The organism is Hymenobacter psoromatis, assembly GCF_020012125.1.
GTDB classification, from domain to species: domain Bacteria; phylum Bacteroidota; class Bacteroidia; order Cytophagales; family Hymenobacteraceae; genus Hymenobacter; species Hymenobacter psoromatis.
Genome location: NZ_JAIFAG010000001.1, coordinates 2,248,582 through 2,266,370, shown reverse-complemented (window position 1 = coordinate 2,266,370; position 17,789 = coordinate 2,248,582). Strand labels below are relative to the sequence as shown.

Here is a 17,789-nt window from a genome sequence, read left to right as displayed (position 1 = left end):
TTAGGACCAGGGTTTACCCGGTTGGCTGGTTACACTGGTGCCGCACGGCGCTGCTGGACGCCCCACGGTTTCCCCACCCGGTTTCCTCACCCGCCGGCACCCGGCCCTAAGTTTCAAGCCTTCTTTGAAGTATGAATTTTTACAAAGTAGCAAAGAGGCTACTTCGTAATTTATAATTATTTTAATAGCCAGGGTTTTGCGTGAGACTAGGGTTGGCTACGAGGTCAGTAGAAGGCAGCGGGAAGATGCTGCGGAAGTCGGCGATGCCCGCACCATCTTGGGTAGCGCCGCCCTTCCAGGGCCAGAGGTAAGAGGCACTGGTATACTTGCCGAATCGCACGAGGTCGGTGCGGCGGCTGGCTTCCCAATACAGCTCGCGGCCCCGCTCATTGAGGATAAAGTCGGGGGCAGTTAGGTCGGTGGCGGTGATGCGGCCGCTCTGGTTGCCGTAGGCGCGGTCGCGCAGGGCGTTTACGTAGGCCAGCGCCTGGGCCTGGGTACCGCCCGCGCCGCCGCGCAGCACGGCTTCAGCATACATCAGGTACACGTCGCCGAGGCGGAAAAGTGGAAAGTCCGTGTCCGCGAACGTGCCCGTGGGGTCCGAGCCGGGCTGGCCGGTCGAGGTAACGTTCTTCCACTTCGTCACGGCGTAGCCGTTGGTGAAATCCGTCAGGTCCTTGATATCCAGGGTCTGGCCGTTGGTGAAGAACATGGCCCGTTGGTCGTCGGTGCTGGTGAACAGGTTAGGCAGGTTTTTGCGGGTGCGGTTGCCGGCCCAGCCACCGTTCACCCCGAAGTTGCTGCTCAGCATCTTACCCCCGATGGAGGCGTGCACCAGGTAGGTAGTGCCGCCGTAGCCCTGCTCGGCCAGCCCGTCGGCGGTAATCGGGAAGATGATTTCCGAGGCCGACGTCACGTTGTTGTCAGCCAGAAACAGCAAGCGGTACTCGGGGGCCAGCTTGTAGTCGGCGGCCAGAATCTTGTTGCAGTACGTGAGGCAGTCGGTGTTGCGGTCGGTGCCCACATACACCTGCGCGTTGAGGTAGAGCTTGGCCAGCAGCGTCCAGGCCGCGCCCTGGTCGGCCCGGCCGTAGGGGGCACGGTGGGCGGGCGTCATCAGCGGCTCAATGGCCTTTAGCTCCGACTCGACGTAGGCAAACAGGTCGGCCCGCGAAATCTGCTTGGGCAGGTTCTTGCTCGGCGCGTCGGCCTCGGTCACGAAGGGCACATTGCCGTATAGGTCCAGGGCGTGGTAGTAGGCTAGCGCCCGTAGGAAGCGCGCTTCGGCCCGTTGCACCCGCGCCATGTCGGCATCGGCCCCACTGATGCCGTTACTGCTGAGCTGGCCATCGCTGGTTTGCCGGATAAACTCGTTGCACGCCGCTACTTCGTAAAAAATGCGGGTGTACATGTTGTTAACCAAGTCATTGCTCGAAGTCCAGGTGGCGCGATTCAGCTCCTGGAGCGGGCCGCTATTCCAGGCCACTACCGCCTCGTCGGTGGTCAGGTCCTGTAAGTACCAGTACGCACGCAGATAGGAGGTTTCGCCCTCATCCTTGCCCTGCCCAGCAAACACGTCGGGCGAGCCGGTGGTATTTTGTCCGCTCAGGTTGTAGCCGGCGTAGAGCTTGGCCAGCACCTTGATGTAATTGGCCGGGTCGGTGTATACCGACTTGGTATTGAGGTCGTAGAAGGGCGAGCGGTCCAGGTCTTTGGTGCAGCCCGCCAGGCCGCCGGCGGCGAGCAGCAGGGAGATAGTGGCCAGCTTGAGGTTGCGGCGCAGGGTAGGGGTAGGGCGGGAGGTCATGGGTAGGAATATTTTTTGCTTGAAACTGGCTGCCATTGCGAGCATGTTGCGCATTAAGCGAGGACGCGTCAATCGCACTAGGATGAAGTCGTTCGGGTATCGTTCGGATGCGGTTGACGCCGCTTGCTGCGCGGAATGCGTTGCTCGCAATGACAGACGTTGACTTAAAGCGCTGATAAAAAACTAAAAGCCCACGTTCACGCCCAGCGTCACGGCGCGGGGGCGGGGGTAGAACTGATTGTCGATGCCGTCGGCGTGCTCGGGGTCAAGACCTTTGTATGCCGTGACAACCAGCAGGTTCTGGCCGGCCAGCGTCAGGCGCAGGTTCTGCACGCCTTTGATAACGCCGCCCAGGTCGTAGCCCAGCGTCACGTTCTGCAAGCGGCCAAACGTGGCGCTGTGCAGGTAGTAATTACTCAGCGGCTGCCCGGCCGAGAAGCCGGTATTGTACACGTCGGGCACTACGTTGGCTGAGTAGCCCAGGCCCGTGTTCAGGCCGTAGTAGTTGCCCTGGCCCGCGTCCACGGCGTTGTAGATAGTGCCGCCCAGGTTGGCGCGCATCGTGAAGGCCAGGCTGAGCTTGCTGTAGCTGATGTTAGAGCTGAAGCCCAGGAAGGCCTTCGGCGCGGGGTTGCCCGCATATACCTTGTCGCGCTCGTTGATGATACCGTCGTTGTTCTGGTCCACGTACTGCGTGGTGCTAGCGCTCTGGTTCGGGCCTTGCAGCGGCCGGCCGTTCTCGTACTTCTGCTGGTAGAGGAAGAAGGTGTTGGGCGCATAGCCCACCGAGTTTATCTGCACGAACTGGAAGTTACCGATATTGCCCACCGGCGTGCCTTGGTAAGTAGGGTCTTGTACCTGCAAGAGTTTGGTAATCTTGCCCCGGTTCATGGTGGCGTTGAAGTTTACCGACCAGTTCAGCTTCTGGCCCCGCACCAAATCGTAGTTCAGCGACAACTCAATGCCCTTATTATCCAGACTACCCACGTTGGTCAGCAGCACGTTGGTTAGGTTGCTGCCGGCGGGTAGCGGAATCACGGCCAGCAGGTTCGAGGTCTGGCGCAGGTACAGGTCCAGTGAGCCGGTGAGGCGGTTGCTGAAAAAGCCGAAATCCAGGCCCGCGTCGTAGGTTTTGGTTTGCTCCCACTTCAGGTTGCTATCGTAGCCGGCCGGCCGCAAGGTCTGAATGGTGTCTTTTCCGAAAATCTGGCGCACCGTACCCGTGCCCACGTTGTAGAGCGACAGGTAGGGGTAGTCACCGGCTACGCTGGTTATATCCTGCTGGCCCGTTACGCCGAAGCTGCCCCGTAGCTTCAGGTTGGAAATGAAGGTTGAGGAAGCCAGAAAATCCTCCTGATTAATACGCCAGGCCACCGAGGCGGCCGGGAAAATACCGCTACGGTTGCTTGGGCTAAAGTGCGACGAGCGGTCGTTACGCAACGTGCCCGTGAATAGGTAACGGTCTTTAAACGAATAGTTTACCCGGCCATAATACGAGAGCAGGGTATACTGCGTCTTGTACGGGTTGCTCGGCAATGCATTGGGGTTGAGCAGGGTGCCGGCCGCCGTGGGAGTGAAGAAGAAGGGTGAATACGTGTAAAAATCCTGGAACGAATAGCCGGCGATGGCCTCTATGTGATGGTTACCCACCTGCTTGGAATAGCTGAGGTAGGATTCAAACAGCTTATTATCTTTCTCCTGCTTGTACTGGCTGTTCTGACCCTGCGCGGTGTAGGCGATGGACGACGAAGCCGGAATAAAAACGCTGCCCTGACTGCGCGACACGTCGTAGCCCACGTTTACGTTGGCGTGCAAGTCAGGAAAAAAGTGCAGCTTGTAATCGAGCTGAATGTTGCCAATGCTGCGCTTCACCGTGCTGCGGTCGCGCTTATCCAGGAGCAGCGCCACCGGGTTGCGGTCGGTCAGCGGATTGGGGTTTTTGCCCGTCTGCCACTCAAAGTAGCCATTGTAGGGGCTAGTCGGGTCGTAAATGGGCTGCGTGGGGTTGAACCGTATGGCCCCGCCGATAGCTCCCTGGTCGGCAAAGCGGTAGTCGGCCCAAGTGCCCTTCACGTTGATGTTAATGCGCAGGTGGTTGTCAAACAACTGCGGCGACAGCCCGATGGAAGCCGAATTACGACTTAGGTTGCTGGTTTTCAGCGTACCCTGCTGCTCCAGATAGCCAATGGAAACGCGGTAGGGCAGGTTTTTGGCGCTGCCCGTCACGCTCACGTTGTTGTCGCTAGTCCAGGCGCTCTGGTAAATGGCGTCCTGCCAGTTGGTGTTGGCTGTCCCCAGGTATTGAGAATTGCTGGCCGGAATGGTGCCCGCCGCGATGGCCTGATTCGTCAGGGCGCGGTAGGCGGGGCCGTCAAGCACGTTGATGTTTTTGTAGTTCGTGGCCCGCGACGTCTGCGAGCTGACGCTGACGTGCGTTGCCTCGCCATTCACACCCTTCTTGGTGGTAATCAGAATAACGCCGTTCGAGGCGCGCGAGCCGTAAATGGCCGTGGCCGAGGCGTCCTTGAGCACCGTAAAGCTCTCGATGTCATTGGGGTTTACCAACGTGAGCGGGCTGCCAGCTCCGGCAATGCCATTGTTATCCACCGGCACGCCGTCAATCACGATGAGTGGGTCGTTGCTGGCGTTCAGCGACGACCCCCCGCGGATGCGGATGGTAGAAACCTCACCGGGCGCGCCGCCGCCGCTGGTTATTTGCACCCCCGCCAGCTTGCCCTGAATCAACTGCTCGGGCGAGGTTACCTGGCCCTTCACAAAGTCTTTGGTCGTCACCGTGGCGATGGAGCCGGTCACATCCTGGCGGCGGGTCGTGCCGTAGCCTACTACTACCGCCTCAGTTAGCGCGGTCGCGTTTTCGGCCAGCGCCACGTTCACCTTTATCGGCTGCGCGCCAGCCGTTATCGGGCGGCGCTCCGTGCTGAAACCAACGAAGGAGATGACCAGCGTGTGCGGCCCGGCCGGCACGTTTTGCAGCATGAAAGAGCCGTCGGCGTTGGTCGAGCTGCCCAGCGTGGTGCCTTCAACGAGCACCGTCACGCCGGGCAGGCCCTGGCCTTTATTATCAGTGATGCGGCCGCTCACGGTGCCATCGGCCACCGGGGTGGGGGGGTAGGCCACTACCCCGAGCAGCAGCTGGCCGGCCGGCCGGGCCAGCGCGGGCCCGGCAACCAGGAAACCCAGGGTGGGAAAAAGCAGGCCGCCGGCTAGGCGTCGGGCAGCGGGTATAGACGGTAGCAGTACCGGCATTGGGTGGGACTATAGAGGTGGGAGGGGGGTAGGGCCGGTGAGCTGCCGCCGCGAATAAGCTCGCAACGTGATGCCCGGCAAATGCGGGCCCTACTCGAATGCCACAAAGGAAGAAGCGCCCCTCAGCAACCAGAATTAGTCAAACCGTAATCAAGAAAATAAAGCCAATAATTATTTTTAGTTGCTTGGATTATAGATGGTTAGATTAAAAATGCGCTAGCCAAAATCAAGACCGAATCCACGGCGAATAGCGGCTTAGCGGGTGTGTTTCTGGTCGTGGCCCACGGGTAAGTAGGTGGTTACTCAGCGGCGGGTGGGGTAGGGGCAGCTGTCGCATACCGGGGATAGACGCGAAGGGGCGCGTCGCCACAGTCTCTCGCCCGGTTGCCAGGCCCTGCCGCTACGCTGCCTGAATGGCCCGCACGCGGCCCTCAAACTCCTCGCTGGGGTAGCATGATTTCTTTTTCACCCGCGTCTTGTAGGTGTAAATCGTGCTGATGGTGTAGCCCAGAATCTTGCTGATACGTTCGCTGTCATCAATGCCCAGCCGGATGAGGGCGAAAATGCGCAGCTCCGTATTCAGCAGCTGGTCTTCGGGCAGCTCAAGGCGCTCTTCCGGCCGCAGCAGGTCATTGAAGGCGGCTACGAAGTTGGGAAACAGCTTCAGAAACACGGAGTCGAAGCCCTTGAACAGCTCGTTGCGCTCCTTCTTGATGTTGAGGCTGTCGACTATGCGTTGCGTACTGGCGTATTGTTTGGTAGCCAGCGTCTTGTCCATCAAGTTCTTAAAACGCTCAATCTTATCAATGTACTCGGAACTGACGCTGAAATAATACCCGATGTACTCGTCCTTGATGTGGTTGGCCTCGTTGAGCCGCTGGTTGAGGCTGCTCAGCTCCTGATTAAGCTGGCTTAAGTGCTGGTTATTGTGTTGCAGCTCCTGGTTGATGGTCGAGATGAGCGCGTCAGCAGCCTGCAACCTTCTGAGCTGTCGAAAGATAACCACCGCGAACCCGATGACGAACAGCACGAGCGCCGTCGTCGCCACGGCGTAAATAGTCAGCCGGCGGCGCTGCTGCTCAATCAGGTTAATGCGCTGGCCTTCAATGAGCGAGAAGATGCTGCCCATTTGCACCTGCCGCAGGCGGGAGTCGTAGTACGTCGCGTCGGCCTGGGCCTGGTTGATGAAGGTGTAGGCGTTCTTCAAATCGCCCCGGCGGTAGCACAAGTCCGAGAGTTTGAACAGCGCCACGGTCTCGGTAGTAGCGGTTTTCACGTCCGCGATGGCGGCCTGGGTCAGCAGCTCGAAGCTACGCTCCGGCTCGCCCGATAGCTCCGCGACCCAGGCCGCCGTACTGGCCGTGATGGCTAGCTGGTGCGGTGTGAGGGTGGGTAGGCGCAGCAGCCGGGCGTAGATGGCCCGGCTGGCGCGCACGTCGTTGCGCTTCAGCGCCCGGAAGCCCTGGATGGACCAGTACTCGTAGGAAGCCGGCCGGCAGTAGCGCAGCGCCGTGTCGGTGCAGGCAATGGCCTGGGCGATGTAGCCGGGCCGGTAGTAGTTGCCGGCATTATAGTCGGCTAAGTCGCTGAAGCTGCGAGCTTTGGTAAAATAAAAATCTACCTTATCAGCGGTGTCGAGCCGGGCCGGGCGAATGCTGGCCAGCGTCTCAAAGGTTTCCTTGAACATGCCCGACGACAAATCGATAAAGGCCAGGTTCAGCTTGGCAATTTCCTGCTTTTGCGGGCTGTGGAGCTGGTCGGCCAGTTGCCGCACGCGCTGCGCGTAGGCAAAGGCCGAGTCGTACTTAAAGGAGCGGTACTCCTGGTAGATGCGTAGCCCGAGGCGGAACTTAGTTTCGTCGGCGGGCCGGTGGCTATTGAACTCGCTCGTTAGCAAGGCAATACGGTCCAGCCGCTGCTTAAAATACTGTTCTTTGTGAGCCAGCGCCTGGTTTAGCTCGTCCAGCAGCTTATCGGCCCGGCCGGCTACCCCGCACAGAGGCAGGGCCAGCAACACGAGCAGGATAAACGTCGAGCAGAGCTTCACGAAAGGGTAGGCCAGCCGCTGGTGGGAAAGCCGGGCCGGCCGCCAAAGATAGAAGGTGACGCGAGCCGCCCTACTCCGCGCGGGCCAAGCCGGGCCGGGCCGCTGGGGCCACCCACACCGCCTGCTGGTTCACAAACTCCAATATTCCCGCCCGGCCCAGCTCGCGGCCGTAGCCCGAGCGCTTCACCCCGCCAAAAGGCAGCTCGGACATGGACTTCACCAGGCCATTCACGAACACGGCCCCGCATTCGAGCTGGCGGCCGATGGCCTCACCCCGCGCCGCGTCGCGGGTCCACACGGCCGCGCCCAGGCCGAAGTCCGAGTCGTTGGCCAGCAGCACGGCGTGGGCCGCGTCGCGGGCGGTGAGCACCAGCGCCACCGGCCCGAACAGCTCCTCGGCGTAGGCGCGCTGGCCCCGGCGCACGTTGGTCAGGATGGTGGGGTCGAAGCGCGTGGCTCCCGGCTGGGGTTGGCCGCCGGCCAGCGCCACCCGCGCCCCACGGGCCACCGAATCTGCCACCTGAGCGCTGAGCTTATCGGCCAGGTCGGGGCGGGCCAGGGGGCCGTAGTCGGTGGTTTCGGCCAGCGGGTCGCCGTAGCGCAGGGCCTGCAGGTGGCCTTTGAGGAGGCGCACGAACTCGGCCTGCACCGGCCTCTCCACAATGAAGCGCTTGGCGGCGATGCAGCTTTGGCCGCTGTTTAGCATCCGGGCCTGGGCGGCGGTGCGGGCGGCCAGCGTCAGGTCGGCATCAGCCAGCACGATAAACGGGTCGGAGCCGCCCAATTCCAGCACGGTTTTCTTAAGGGCCCGGCCGGCGGCGGCGGCCACCGCCGCGCCCGCCGCCTCCGAGCCGGTGAGCGTGACGGCCGCCACCCGGTGGTCGGCAATAAGCTTTTCCACCAGGTCAACTTCGATAAATAAGGTTCGGAACGCGGCGGGGGGTAGGCCGGCATCGTGCCAGATGCGCTCCAGGGCCAGGGCGCACTGCGGTACGTTGGGGGCGGGCTTGAGCAGGGCCACGTTGCCGGCTATAAGCGCCGGGGCGGCGAAGCGCACGGCCTGCCAGAAGGGGAAGTTCCAAGGCATCACGGCCAGCACCACGCCCAGCGGCGCGTGGCGCACGTAGCTGCGGCCGGCATCGGTCGGCACGGCCTCATCGGCCAGGAAGGCCGCGCCGTGGTCGGCGTAGTACTCGCAGCAGGCGGCGCACTTCTGGGCTTCGGCGCGGCCGTCGCGCAGGGGCTTGCCCATTTCCAGGGCCAGGAGGCGGGCCAGCTCGTCTTGGCGCTCGCGCAGCAGGGCGGCGGCCCGGCGCAGCACGGCCGCCCGGTCGGGGAGGGGGGTAGCAGCCCAGCCGGAGGCGGCGCGCCGCGCCTGGCCCAGGATGCGCTCGGCCTTCACCCACGAAAAAGCCACGAAGCGGTGCAGCCGCCGGCCGCTGTACGGATTGACAGATTCAAAAGCCATAGTTTGCAAGTTAGCCTGCTTCTGCCTACCTGAGTTCGCCGTTCCCGTCCGCAAACCGTATAGGGAGCTAACGGGTTGTGCCTATGCTGCCCATAACCTCCACGGGCGGACTCATATAGTCTATCGTTCCTAAGCCCCTACATTCGTAGCGAATTGCCGGTAGCCCCGCTGCCAGCGCCGTCGGTTTAGCTCATTCTGCTTATAGCCCCGTGTCTGACCAACCCCTTATATCCACCCCTACCGCCGCCGAAGCGGTGCTGGTCGAGCGCCTGCGGGCCCGCGACCAGTCGGCCATGACCGAGTTCTACGACCGCTACTCAGCGGCCCTGTTCGGCGTTATCCAGCGCATCGTTAAGGACGAGGAAGAATCGGAAGACGTGCTCCAGGAAGCGCTGGTCAAAATCTGGCACTCGATGGCCAGCTACGATACCTCGCGGGGCCGGCTTTTTACCTGGGTCGTGAACATCAGCCGGAATTTAGCGATTGATAAAATCCGCTCGCGCCAGCACCGCGTAAGTTCTCGCACCCAGGGCCTCGACGATAGTCTGGCCGCTCAACGCCAAGCCGCCCCGGATTCTTTTCGCCCCGAGCACGTGGGCTTGCTGGAAATCACCCGCAAGCTCGTGCCCGAACAGCGTCAGGTTATCGACCTGCTCTACTTTGGGGGCTTCACCCAGAGTGAGGCCGCTGAAGAACTCAACCTCCCGCTGGGAACGGTGAAAACCCGCGCCCGCACCGCTTTGAAAATATTAGCTAAGCTTATCCGCTAATACCAGTACTTCCGTGGAAGATTACCAAACTTATCTCGAATCAGGCCGCCTGGAGCAATACGCCCTTGGTGAGCTAGACCCCGCCGCCCGCGCGGAAGTGGAAAGCTGGGCCGCCCGCTACCCCCAGGTGCGCCAGGAGCTAGACGAATTGCTGACCGGCCTCGACGTGTATGCCGAAGCCCAGTCCCGGACGCCCCCCGCCGGAGCCCGCGAGCGCATCTTGAGCCGCGTGCTGGCCGAAATTGGCTCCGCCGACGTGGCCGCCCCTGCCCCTGCCCCCGCCGTGCCTACCATGCGGGTGTCGGCTTCCAATCCGCACCTGGCCACCGCCCCTACCCCCCCCGTGGCGGCGCGGCGCGGCAGCGGCTGGGCCATTGCGGCCTCGGTAGCCCTGCTGCTGAGCCTGGGTGCCAACGCGCTGCTCTACAGCCGCTGGCAACAGGTTAGCACCGACTTAGTGGCCGCTCAAAACAGCCAGGCCCGCTTTGCTCAAACCTCCCAGGTAGTGGAGCACCGCCTGCAAGGCGCTGAAAGCCAGCTGCAAGTGCTGCGCTCGCCCGAGTACAAATTGGTGGCCCTGGCCGGCACGCCGGCCCACGCCACGGCCCGCGCCCGCGTGCTCTATAACGCCGCTACCCACCGCGTATTCCTCGATGTGCAGGCGCTGCCCGCGCTGCCCGTCGGCAAGCAGTACCAGCTCTGGGCCCTCGACAAAGGCAAGCCCATCGACGCGGGCGTGCTGGCCGCCAACACGGCCACCGGCGAAGGCTTGCAGCAAATGAAGGACATCGCCAGCGCCCAAACCTTCGCCATGACGGTAGAGCCCACCGGCGGCAGCGTAGGCCCCACACTCAGCACTATGACGGTGGTAGGAAATATTTAAATTGATTTCCTCAGAAGTTTAAGCCCATAAAAAAGGCGCTCCTTCAGCCGAAGGAGCGCCTTTTTTATGGGCTTAAACTTCTGAGGAAAACCGGGCTAAAACAGACGGGGCGCGGCTGGCCGGCCGGGGCCGCCGGGGCGGTGGTCATCCTCATCAGCTTCCTCGTCGTCGTCATCTAGTTCGTCTGCGTCGTCCGTTTCAGCTTCCGCCGGCTCGTCTTCGTCCTCATCAAGTGAGTCGAATACGCGGTCGAGCGAGGCTTCGGCGTGCCGCAGCTTGTGGCGGCAAAGGCGCACTAACTCGGCCGAGCGCTCGGCGCGGGTCGTGAGGTCGTCTACGTCTACTTGGTCGGTTTCGAGGCTGCGCAGAATGGTTTCCAGTTCCTGGATGGCTTCGTTGTAAGTCAAAGTGAGAGGTAATTAAAAAGTAGTAATTATGCTATTAGGCTCGTTGTCATGCTCATCTGGCATCCGCTTGTCGAAGCATCTCTACCGCGTAAGTAACCTCTGACGTTAGGATTACTTACGCGGTAGAGATGCTTCGACAAGCGGATGCCAGATGAGCATGACGTTCCTTTTATTTTTGAAATGATAAATTAATACGCCGTAAAAGCTGATTTTCGCGCCGTAATTCCGCCACTTCTACTTCCCCGATTTTTAATTTATACTTAAAAATTTTTAATTCAAACGCCCGACGCACCAAAAACTGCTGCCGCAATAATTGCTCGCGCCGCCGCTGATGGTGGCGCGTGAAGCGGCGCAGCACCGTGCGCGAGCGCTGGCGTAGCTGCTGCTCCTCGTGGCCGAGGGTGCGGCGAGTGGCGCGGAGTAGGGTGTAGCGAAAGCTTTCGAGGTGCTGGCTTAGCTGGCGCAGGTGCTGGCGCGGGGCCTGGGTGGCCTGGCGGCTGCGCTGGTCCAGCGTCGTTTGGGCGCGGCGCAGCTGCTGGTGGGCAGCTTCGCGGAGCTGGTCGGTGCGGCGCAACAGCTGTTGCTGGTGGCGGGCCAGGTGCTGGCGGCTGCGGTCGGCCACGCGCTCGGCCAAGTCGAGCACCAGGCTTTCGAGGCGGGCCAGGCGCTCGACCAAAAAGGCCGCGACGGCGGTGGGCGTTTTGAGGGCGCGGTAGGCCACTAGGTCCACCACTGCCTCGTCGCGCTCGTGGCCGATGCCGGTGAGAACGGGTAGCGGAAACGAGGCCACGGCCGCCGCCAGGCCATATTCATCAAAGGCCAGCAAATCCGTTTTGGCCCCGCCGCCGCGAGTGAGAATAACGACCTCAAACTGCCCCCGGCGCGGCCGGATAGCATCGAGCGCGGCCCGGATGCTGGCCGGCGCGCCCTCGCCCTGCATGAGCGCCGGGAAGAGCGTGAGAGCGAAGTCGTAGGGCGCTTCTTCGAGCTGGCGCACGAAATCCTGAAAGCCCGCCGCTGTGGGCGAGGAGATGACCGCCAGTCGCTGCGGGGCGAGGGGTAGGACCAGCTCCTGCTGGCGCTCCAGCAGGTCTTTTTCCTGCAATTTGCGGAGCGTGGCCAGGCGCTGGCGGGCCAGCTCGCCCACAGTGTAGCTGGGGTCGAGGGCCAGCACGTCGAGCGAAAAGCCGTACTGCTCGTGAAACGTCACCTTTACGCGCAGCAGCAGGCGTAGGCCGGGCCGCAGTTCCTGCCCGGTGGCCTCGGCGAAGGCCGGCGCGAGCTGCTGGTAGCGGCTGCCCCAGAGCGTAGCCCGCGCCTGGGCCACAAAGCCCAGCGCTTCTGCCCCGGCCGCCGGCTCGGTAAGGGTGAGGTAGCAGTGGCCCCCGGCCTGGCGCGGGCGCGTCATTTCGGCCACCTCGGCCACTACCCAGTACGAGTCGGGGAAGCGGTGATGCAGGGCGGCGCGCACCTGCGTCAGCAGCGCGCCCAGGCTGAGCGGCGCGGCCGGCTCGGCGGGGGTAGGGGCGGCGCGGCGGGGATAGAGCGGCATAGAGGGGGTAGAGAATTATCAGCAAGCAGTTCAAATCGTTTGTCCTTGCCGCGCTTCGTTCGCAAGGACAAACGATTTGAATAACCGGGTAGGATGCAAAAGTACCTTGCCGCCGTGCTAAAGCCGGCGCGGCCCGTAACTTGCCGGCCTCTAACCCATCCACTTTTCCCTTTTCATGCCTACCAAAAATCGCTACCAACGCAGCGCGGCCTTGGCCGTGGCGGCGCTCGGCCTGGCCGCCGCTACCCCGGTCCTGGCCCAAACTACCGCCCAGGCGGGCGTCGGCATCAATCCGGCTAATATTGATAAGTCGGTGCAGCCCTGCGCCGATTTCTTTCAGTATGCTAATGGCAACTGGCTCAAAAACAACCCCGTGCCGGCCGCCGAGAGCCGCTGGGGCAGCTTCAACGAGCTGGCCGACCGCAACTACGCCACCCAGAAATCGATTCTGGAGGAGCTGGCCGGCAATGCCGCTACCGCCAAGCCCGGTACTAACGCCCAAAAGGTGGGCGACTTCTACGCCGCCGCAATGGACACGATGGCGATTGAAAAAGCCGGTCTTACGTACCTCAAGCCCTACCTAGACCGCATCGCGGGCCTCAAAACGCTGGCCCAGATGCAGGCTTTCCTGGGTGACCCGCACGCCCACGCTGGCAGCGTGTGGTTTAATTCGGGGGTAGGGCAGGATGAGAAAATCAGCACCCAGTACGCAGTGCAGTTTTACCAGGGCGGCCTCACGCTGCCCGACCGCGATTATTACCTGAAGGAAGACGCGCGCTCCAAGAACATCCGGGCCGCCTACCAGACCTATTTGATAGGCACCTTCACGCGCCTCGGCGACACCCAGGCCCAGGCCACGGAGCACGCCGCCGCCGTAATGGACCTCGAAACCAAGCTCGCCAAGGCCAGTAAAAGCCGCGTGGACCTGCGCGACCCGCAGGCCAACTACCACAAGATGACCGTGGCCCAGGCCGCCAAGGAGTTTCCGAGCCTCAACCTGCCGCTGATGCTCAAGGAAAGCGGCCTCGGTACGGCTAAGGAGGTTATTGTGGGCCAGCCCGAGTTTTTGCAGGAAGTGAGTAAGCTGCTGGCCAGCACGCCGCTGGCCGTGCAGCGCGAGTACTTGCGCTTTCACTTGGTGAGCAGCGTGAGCGCGGCTTTGCCCAAAGCCTACGGCGATGCAGCCTTTAAATTCTCGCAGGTGCTGAGTGGGGCCAAGCAGCAGCAGCCCCGCTGGAAGCGCGAGCTGCGCGCCACCGACGGCGCGCTGGGTGAAGCGTTTGGCCAGCTTTACGTGGATAAGGCCTTCAGCCCCGACGCCAAGGCCAAGGCTAAGGAAATGATTGAGAACCTGCGCAAAGCCTACGCCGAGCGCATTATGGCGACCGACTGGATGAGCGCCGCCACCAAGAAGGAAGCCTTGGTGAAGCTCAACGCCTTCACCGTGAAAATCGGCTACCCCGACAAGTGGAAGGACTATTCCAAACTGAAAATTACCCGCCAAAGCGCGCTGCAAAACGTGCTGGCCGCCCGCACCTGGGCTGCCGAGGACAACCTTCAGAAATTCGGTAAGCCGATTGACCGCACCGAGTGGGGCATGACGCCGCCCACGGTGAATGCCTACTACAACCCGCCGATGAACGAGATTGTGTTCCCGGCCGGCATTTTGCAGCCGCCCTTCTACGACCCCAAGGCGGACGACGCGGTGAACTACGGCGGCATTGGCGCGGTCATTGGCCACGAAATGACCCACGGCTTTGATGACCAGGGCCGGCAGTATGATGCCAAGGGTAACCTGCGCGACTGGTGGACCAAGGAAGACGGTGAGAAATTCAACACCAAAGCCGCGATGGTGGGCAAGCAATACGACGCCTTCTCACCCCTCGACTCGGTGCACGTGAATGGTAAGCTGACGATGGGTGAAAACCTGGCCGACATCGGCGGGCTCACCATCGCCTACCAGGCCTTCCAGAAAACGGCCGAGGCCAAGAGCGGCACCAGCCTCGACGGCTTCACGCCCGACCAGCGCTTTTTCCTGGCCTGGGCGCAGATTTGGCGCACCAATATTCGGCCCGAAGCCGCCCGCCAGCAGGTGCAGGTAGACCCGCACTCGCCGGCCCAGTTCCGCACCAACGGTCCGCTGATGAATATGCCCGAGTTCTACAAAGCTTTCGGCTGCACGCCTACTGATAAGATGGAGCGGCCTACCGCCGAGCAGGCCCGCATCTGGTAGGGTAGGGAAATCGATTAATTAAAAAAAGAACGTCAGGTGCCAGATGCGCCTGACGTTCTTTTTTTAATTAATCGATTTCCCTACCCCCGGTTTTCACTTTAAGCCGGTGTGATGCAACGGTTAAGCGGCGGTTCCCGCTATTACCCTTACTTTCGCTTTTCTTCCTTTTCTCCTAACCAATCTTCTTCATGTCCTCCACTACCACTATGTCGCGGCTGGCGCTGGCGACCCTGGGCCTTGGTGGCCTGGCCGCTACCACGGCTTTCGGGCCACCCAAGAAGCCTACCCCCCCGCAGCAGGGCGTAGGCATCAACCTCGCCAACATTGACCAGTCAGTGGCCCCGTGCGAGGATTTTTACCACTACGCCAACGGCAACTGGATAAAGAGCAACCCAGTGCCGGCCGCTGAAACTCGCTGGGGGGCTTTCAACGAGCTGGCTGACCGCAACATTGCCGTGGAAAAGCGCATTTTGGTGAAGGCCGCCGCCGACCGCGCGGCCAAGCCGGGTACCAACGAGCAAAAGGTGGGTGACTTCTACGCCGCCGCGATAGACTCGGCCGCCATTGAGGCCGCCGGCCTGAAATACTTGCAGCCGCGGCTGACCCAGATTGCCGGGCTTAAGAGCCTGGCGGCCATTCAGCAGTACATGGCCGACCCGAAGTCGTTTTCGGTGGGCTGGTACGGCATGGGCGTGGGCCAGGACAGCAAGAACAGCACCCAGTACGCGGTGCAATTGCGCCAGGGTGGCCTCGGCCTTGGCGACCGCGACTACTACCTCAAGGAAGATGGCCGCTCCAAGACCATTCGCGCCGCCTACAAGGCGTACATGACCAGCATTTTTCAGCTGTTAGGTGACGCGCCGAGCCTGGCCGCGACCAATGCGGATGCCGTGATGGCCCTCGAAACCAAGCTGGCCCAGGCCAGCCGCAGCCGCGTGGACCTGCGCGACCGCCTCAAGAACTACAACAAGGTGCCGGTGGCCCAGGCCGCCAAAGACTACCCCAACCTGAACCTGCCGCTGCGCCTCAAGGACGCGGGCCTGAGCAGCGCCCAGGACGTAATTATCGGCCAGCCCGAATTTATGGCGGCCGCTAATGAGCTGCTGGCCAACACGCCCATTGCCGACCAGCAGCAGTACCTGCGCTGGAACCTGGTGTCGGACGTGACCCCGGCCCTACCCAAAGCCTACGGCGACGCGGCCTTCCGCTTCCAGCAGGTATTGACCGGGGCCAAGCAGCAGCAGCCCCGCTGGAAGCGCGCCCTGCGCGCCACCGACGGGGCGCTGGGCGAAGCCTTCGGCCAGCTCTACGTGGATGAGGCGTTCAGCCCCGCCGCCAAGGCCAAGGCCAAGGAGATGGTCGAAAACCTGCGCCGGGCCTACGGTGAGCGCATTATGGCGACCGACTGGATGAGCGCCGACACTAAGAAAGAGGCTATTCAAAAGCTCAATGCCTTCGCCGTAAAAATCGGCTATCCTGACAAGTGGAAGGACTATTCCAAACTGAAAATCACGCGCCAGAGCGCCCTGCAAAACCTGTTTGCCACCGCTGAGTGGCGCCGGGAGGACAATCTTCAGAAGTTCGGCAAGCCGATTGACCGGGGCGAGTGGGGTATGACGCCGCCCACGGTGAACGCCTACTATAATTCGAGCATGAATGAAATCGTGTTCCCGGCCGGTATTTTGCAACCGCCCTTCTACGACCCCAAGGCGGATGACGCGGTGAACTACGGCGGGATTGGCGCGGTCATTGGCCACGAGATGACCCACGGCTTCGACGACCAGGGCCGCCGCTCCGATGCCAAGGGTAACCTGCGCGACTGGTGGACCAAGGAGGACAACGACAAGTTCAACGCTAAGGCCGACATGGTGGGCAAGCAATACGACGCCTTCTCACCCCTCGACTCGGTGCACGTGAACGGCAAGCTGACGATGGGCGAAAACCTGGCCGACATCGGCGGGCTCACCATCGCCTACCAGGCCTTCCAGAAAACGGCCGAGGCCAAGGCCGCCAAGAAGATTGACGGCTTCACGCCCAACCAGCGCTTCTTCCTAGGCTTTGCCCAAATCTGGCGCGCCAACCAGCGCCCCGAAGCTATGCGCCAGCAAATCCAGACCGACCCGCACTCGCCCGGCCAGTACCGCACCAATGGCCCGCTAATGAACATGCCCGAGTTCTACGAAGCCTTCGGCTGCAAAGACGGCAACAAGATGGTGCGCGCCACGGCCGACCGTTCGCGCATTTGGTAGAGGGTAGGCGACTGCTCTTCAGAATAAAAAGTCTGGCCGCAAGGTCAGGCTTTTTTTGTGAGTGCGGAGCTGCCTACCCCCACGAAAAAGCCCAGCCTCCTGGGTAGGAAGCCGGGCCTTGTAATCGCTACAGCCAGAGGCTTTACGAAGCCTCAAAACGAAGGGGACCGCGCAGGCGCTAGCCAGAAGGGCGGGAAGAAATCAGCATAGGAAAGGGGAAGAGGGTGGGAGGGAAAGATAGACCATGTACGCAAACCCCGATAGAAAGGACGACGGGAAAAGGTGTAAGATTCGGGTATTTTGGAGCAGGAGCTGGGGCGGCGCGCAGGGGGTAGGGGCGTCAATACTTCCCCGTCGTTGAGCTTTTCGTGGCCCTGGGCGCGCATGTAGGCGTCACTAATGTGCTCGCCGTATACGCCTGTCTCGCTGTTGCTGCGCAGGGCCGGCGGGGCGGTTAGGGTAGGGGCTTCCACCGTAGGCACGCGCTTGGGGGCGGGTAGGGCGGCGGCGATGGGCAGCTGGGTCACCTCGTCGCCGAGCATCCGGGCGTGGCGGCGCACCTTCTCGGGGGCATGCCAGGGCAGCACCGAATGGCACTCCGCGGTGACGCCATCCAGGGTGAGAGCGGCGGCCGAAAGGTACAGCACCAGCACCTCGTTGGGCCAGCGGGTGGCCGCGTCGCCGGGGGCAAAGTACCCGCGGTAGCCCACGCAGTACGTCGCCTGAATGTGCAGCTGGTGCAGCCGGTGCCCCTGCGGGTGGCGCTGCACCAGGGTAGAGGTGGCCCGTTGGTAGGGGTCAAACATGCAGGCAATCAGGCGGGCGTCTTCGTCGGCGGCATCGAGCACCAGCCGCACTAGCTGCGGGCGCACCCTGGTGCTAGGCCGGCCGCGGGTATCCACGAACTGCTCAAAGCCATACTGCGCTTGCAAGGGCACGTAGTCCCGGCCTTTAAACCTCCAGGTGGCGAGCAGGGCGGGGGTAGCGGGCATAGATAGGGAGCAAACGAGAAAAGAATATAGCGGACCGACTGCAGACCGCCCCCGGCCCCCGGCACGATATATGCGCGCCCGGCCCGACCTTCGACTCCCTTGGCCCCGAGTAGG

Annotated in this window: 11 protein-coding genes; 4 read left to right on the top strand and 7 right to left on the bottom strand. The window is 62.1% G+C overall.

Annotation, left to right across the window (positions count from 1 at the left end; all coding sequences use genetic code 11):
- Nucleotides 1-181 precede the first annotated feature (181 nt).
- The 4 genes from LC531_RS09770 to LC531_RS09755 form a co-directional block, all read right to left on the bottom strand.
- Nucleotides 182-1,807 carry a RagB/SusD family nutrient uptake outer membrane protein gene (locus LC531_RS09770; protein ID WP_223650110.1) on the bottom strand — a complete coding sequence of 542 codons (1,626 nt, stop codon included), beginning with the start codon at nucleotides 1,805-1,807 and terminating at the stop codon, nucleotides 182-184.
- A gap of 183 nt (nucleotides 1,808-1,990) precedes the next feature.
- A complete protein-coding gene (locus LC531_RS09765) occupies nucleotides 1,991-5,074 on the bottom strand; it encodes a SusC/RagA family TonB-linked outer membrane protein (RefSeq protein ID WP_223650109.1) in 3,084 nt (1,027 codons plus the stop codon).
- A 400-nt stretch (nucleotides 5,075-5,474) separates the two neighbouring features.
- On the bottom strand, nucleotides 5,475-7,121 hold the full coding sequence (locus LC531_RS09760) for a DUF6377 domain-containing protein (RefSeq protein WP_223650108.1): 1,647 nt from the start codon (nucleotides 7,119-7,121) through the stop codon (nucleotides 5,475-5,477).
- A gap of 70 nt (nucleotides 7,122-7,191) precedes the next feature.
- Complete coding sequence (locus LC531_RS09755; RefSeq protein WP_223650107.1) at nucleotides 7,192-8,589, bottom strand: NAD-dependent succinate-semialdehyde dehydrogenase; 1,398 nt, start codon at nucleotides 8,587-8,589, stop codon at nucleotides 7,192-7,194.
- A 209-nt stretch (nucleotides 8,590-8,798) separates the two neighbouring features.
- Between LC531_RS09755 and LC531_RS09750 the strand changes: the two genes are divergently transcribed.
- Nucleotides 8,799-9,359, top strand: coding sequence for an RNA polymerase sigma factor (locus LC531_RS09750; RefSeq protein WP_223650106.1), 561 nt, complete (start codon nucleotides 8,799-8,801; stop codon nucleotides 9,357-9,359).
- 13 nt (nucleotides 9,360-9,372) lie between these two features.
- Nucleotides 9,373-10,242 (top strand): anti-sigma factor, encoded by an 870-nt coding sequence (locus tag LC531_RS09745; RefSeq protein WP_223650105.1) that lies wholly within the window; start codon nucleotides 9,373-9,375, stop codon nucleotides 10,240-10,242.
- 95 nt (nucleotides 10,243-10,337) lie between these two features.
- Here LC531_RS09745 and xseB read toward each other — a convergent pair whose 3' ends face one another.
- Both xseB and xseA read right to left on the bottom strand, forming a co-directional pair.
- Nucleotides 10,338-10,649: an exodeoxyribonuclease VII small subunit gene (gene xseB, locus LC531_RS09740; RefSeq protein WP_223650104.1), complete on the bottom strand. Its 312-nt coding sequence runs from the start codon at nucleotides 10,647-10,649 to the stop codon at nucleotides 10,338-10,340.
- A 169-nt stretch (nucleotides 10,650-10,818) separates the two neighbouring features.
- A complete protein-coding gene (gene xseA, locus LC531_RS09735; RefSeq protein ID WP_223650103.1) occupies nucleotides 10,819-12,201 on the bottom strand; it encodes an exodeoxyribonuclease VII large subunit in 1,383 nt (460 codons plus the stop codon).
- 175 nt (nucleotides 12,202-12,376) lie between these two features.
- On the opposite strand from xseA, the gene LC531_RS09730 reads away from it, so the two are divergent.
- Complete coding sequence (locus LC531_RS09730; RefSeq protein WP_223650102.1) at nucleotides 12,377-14,434, top strand: M13 family metallopeptidase; 2,058 nt, start codon at nucleotides 12,377-12,379, stop codon at nucleotides 14,432-14,434.
- Between the two features lie 188 nt (nucleotides 14,435-14,622).
- Complete coding sequence (locus tag LC531_RS09725) at nucleotides 14,623-16,683, top strand: M13 family metallopeptidase (RefSeq protein WP_223650101.1); 2,061 nt, start codon at nucleotides 14,623-14,625, stop codon at nucleotides 16,681-16,683.
- Between the two features lie 152 nt (nucleotides 16,684-16,835).
- Here the strand turns inward: LC531_RS09725 and tssD are convergent, their stop codons facing one another.
- On the bottom strand, nucleotides 16,836-17,675 hold the full coding sequence (gene tssD, locus LC531_RS09720) for a type VI secretion system tube protein TssD (RefSeq protein ID WP_223650100.1): 840 nt from the start codon (nucleotides 17,673-17,675) through the stop codon (nucleotides 16,836-16,838).
- Nucleotides 17,676-17,789 lie beyond the last annotated feature (114 nt).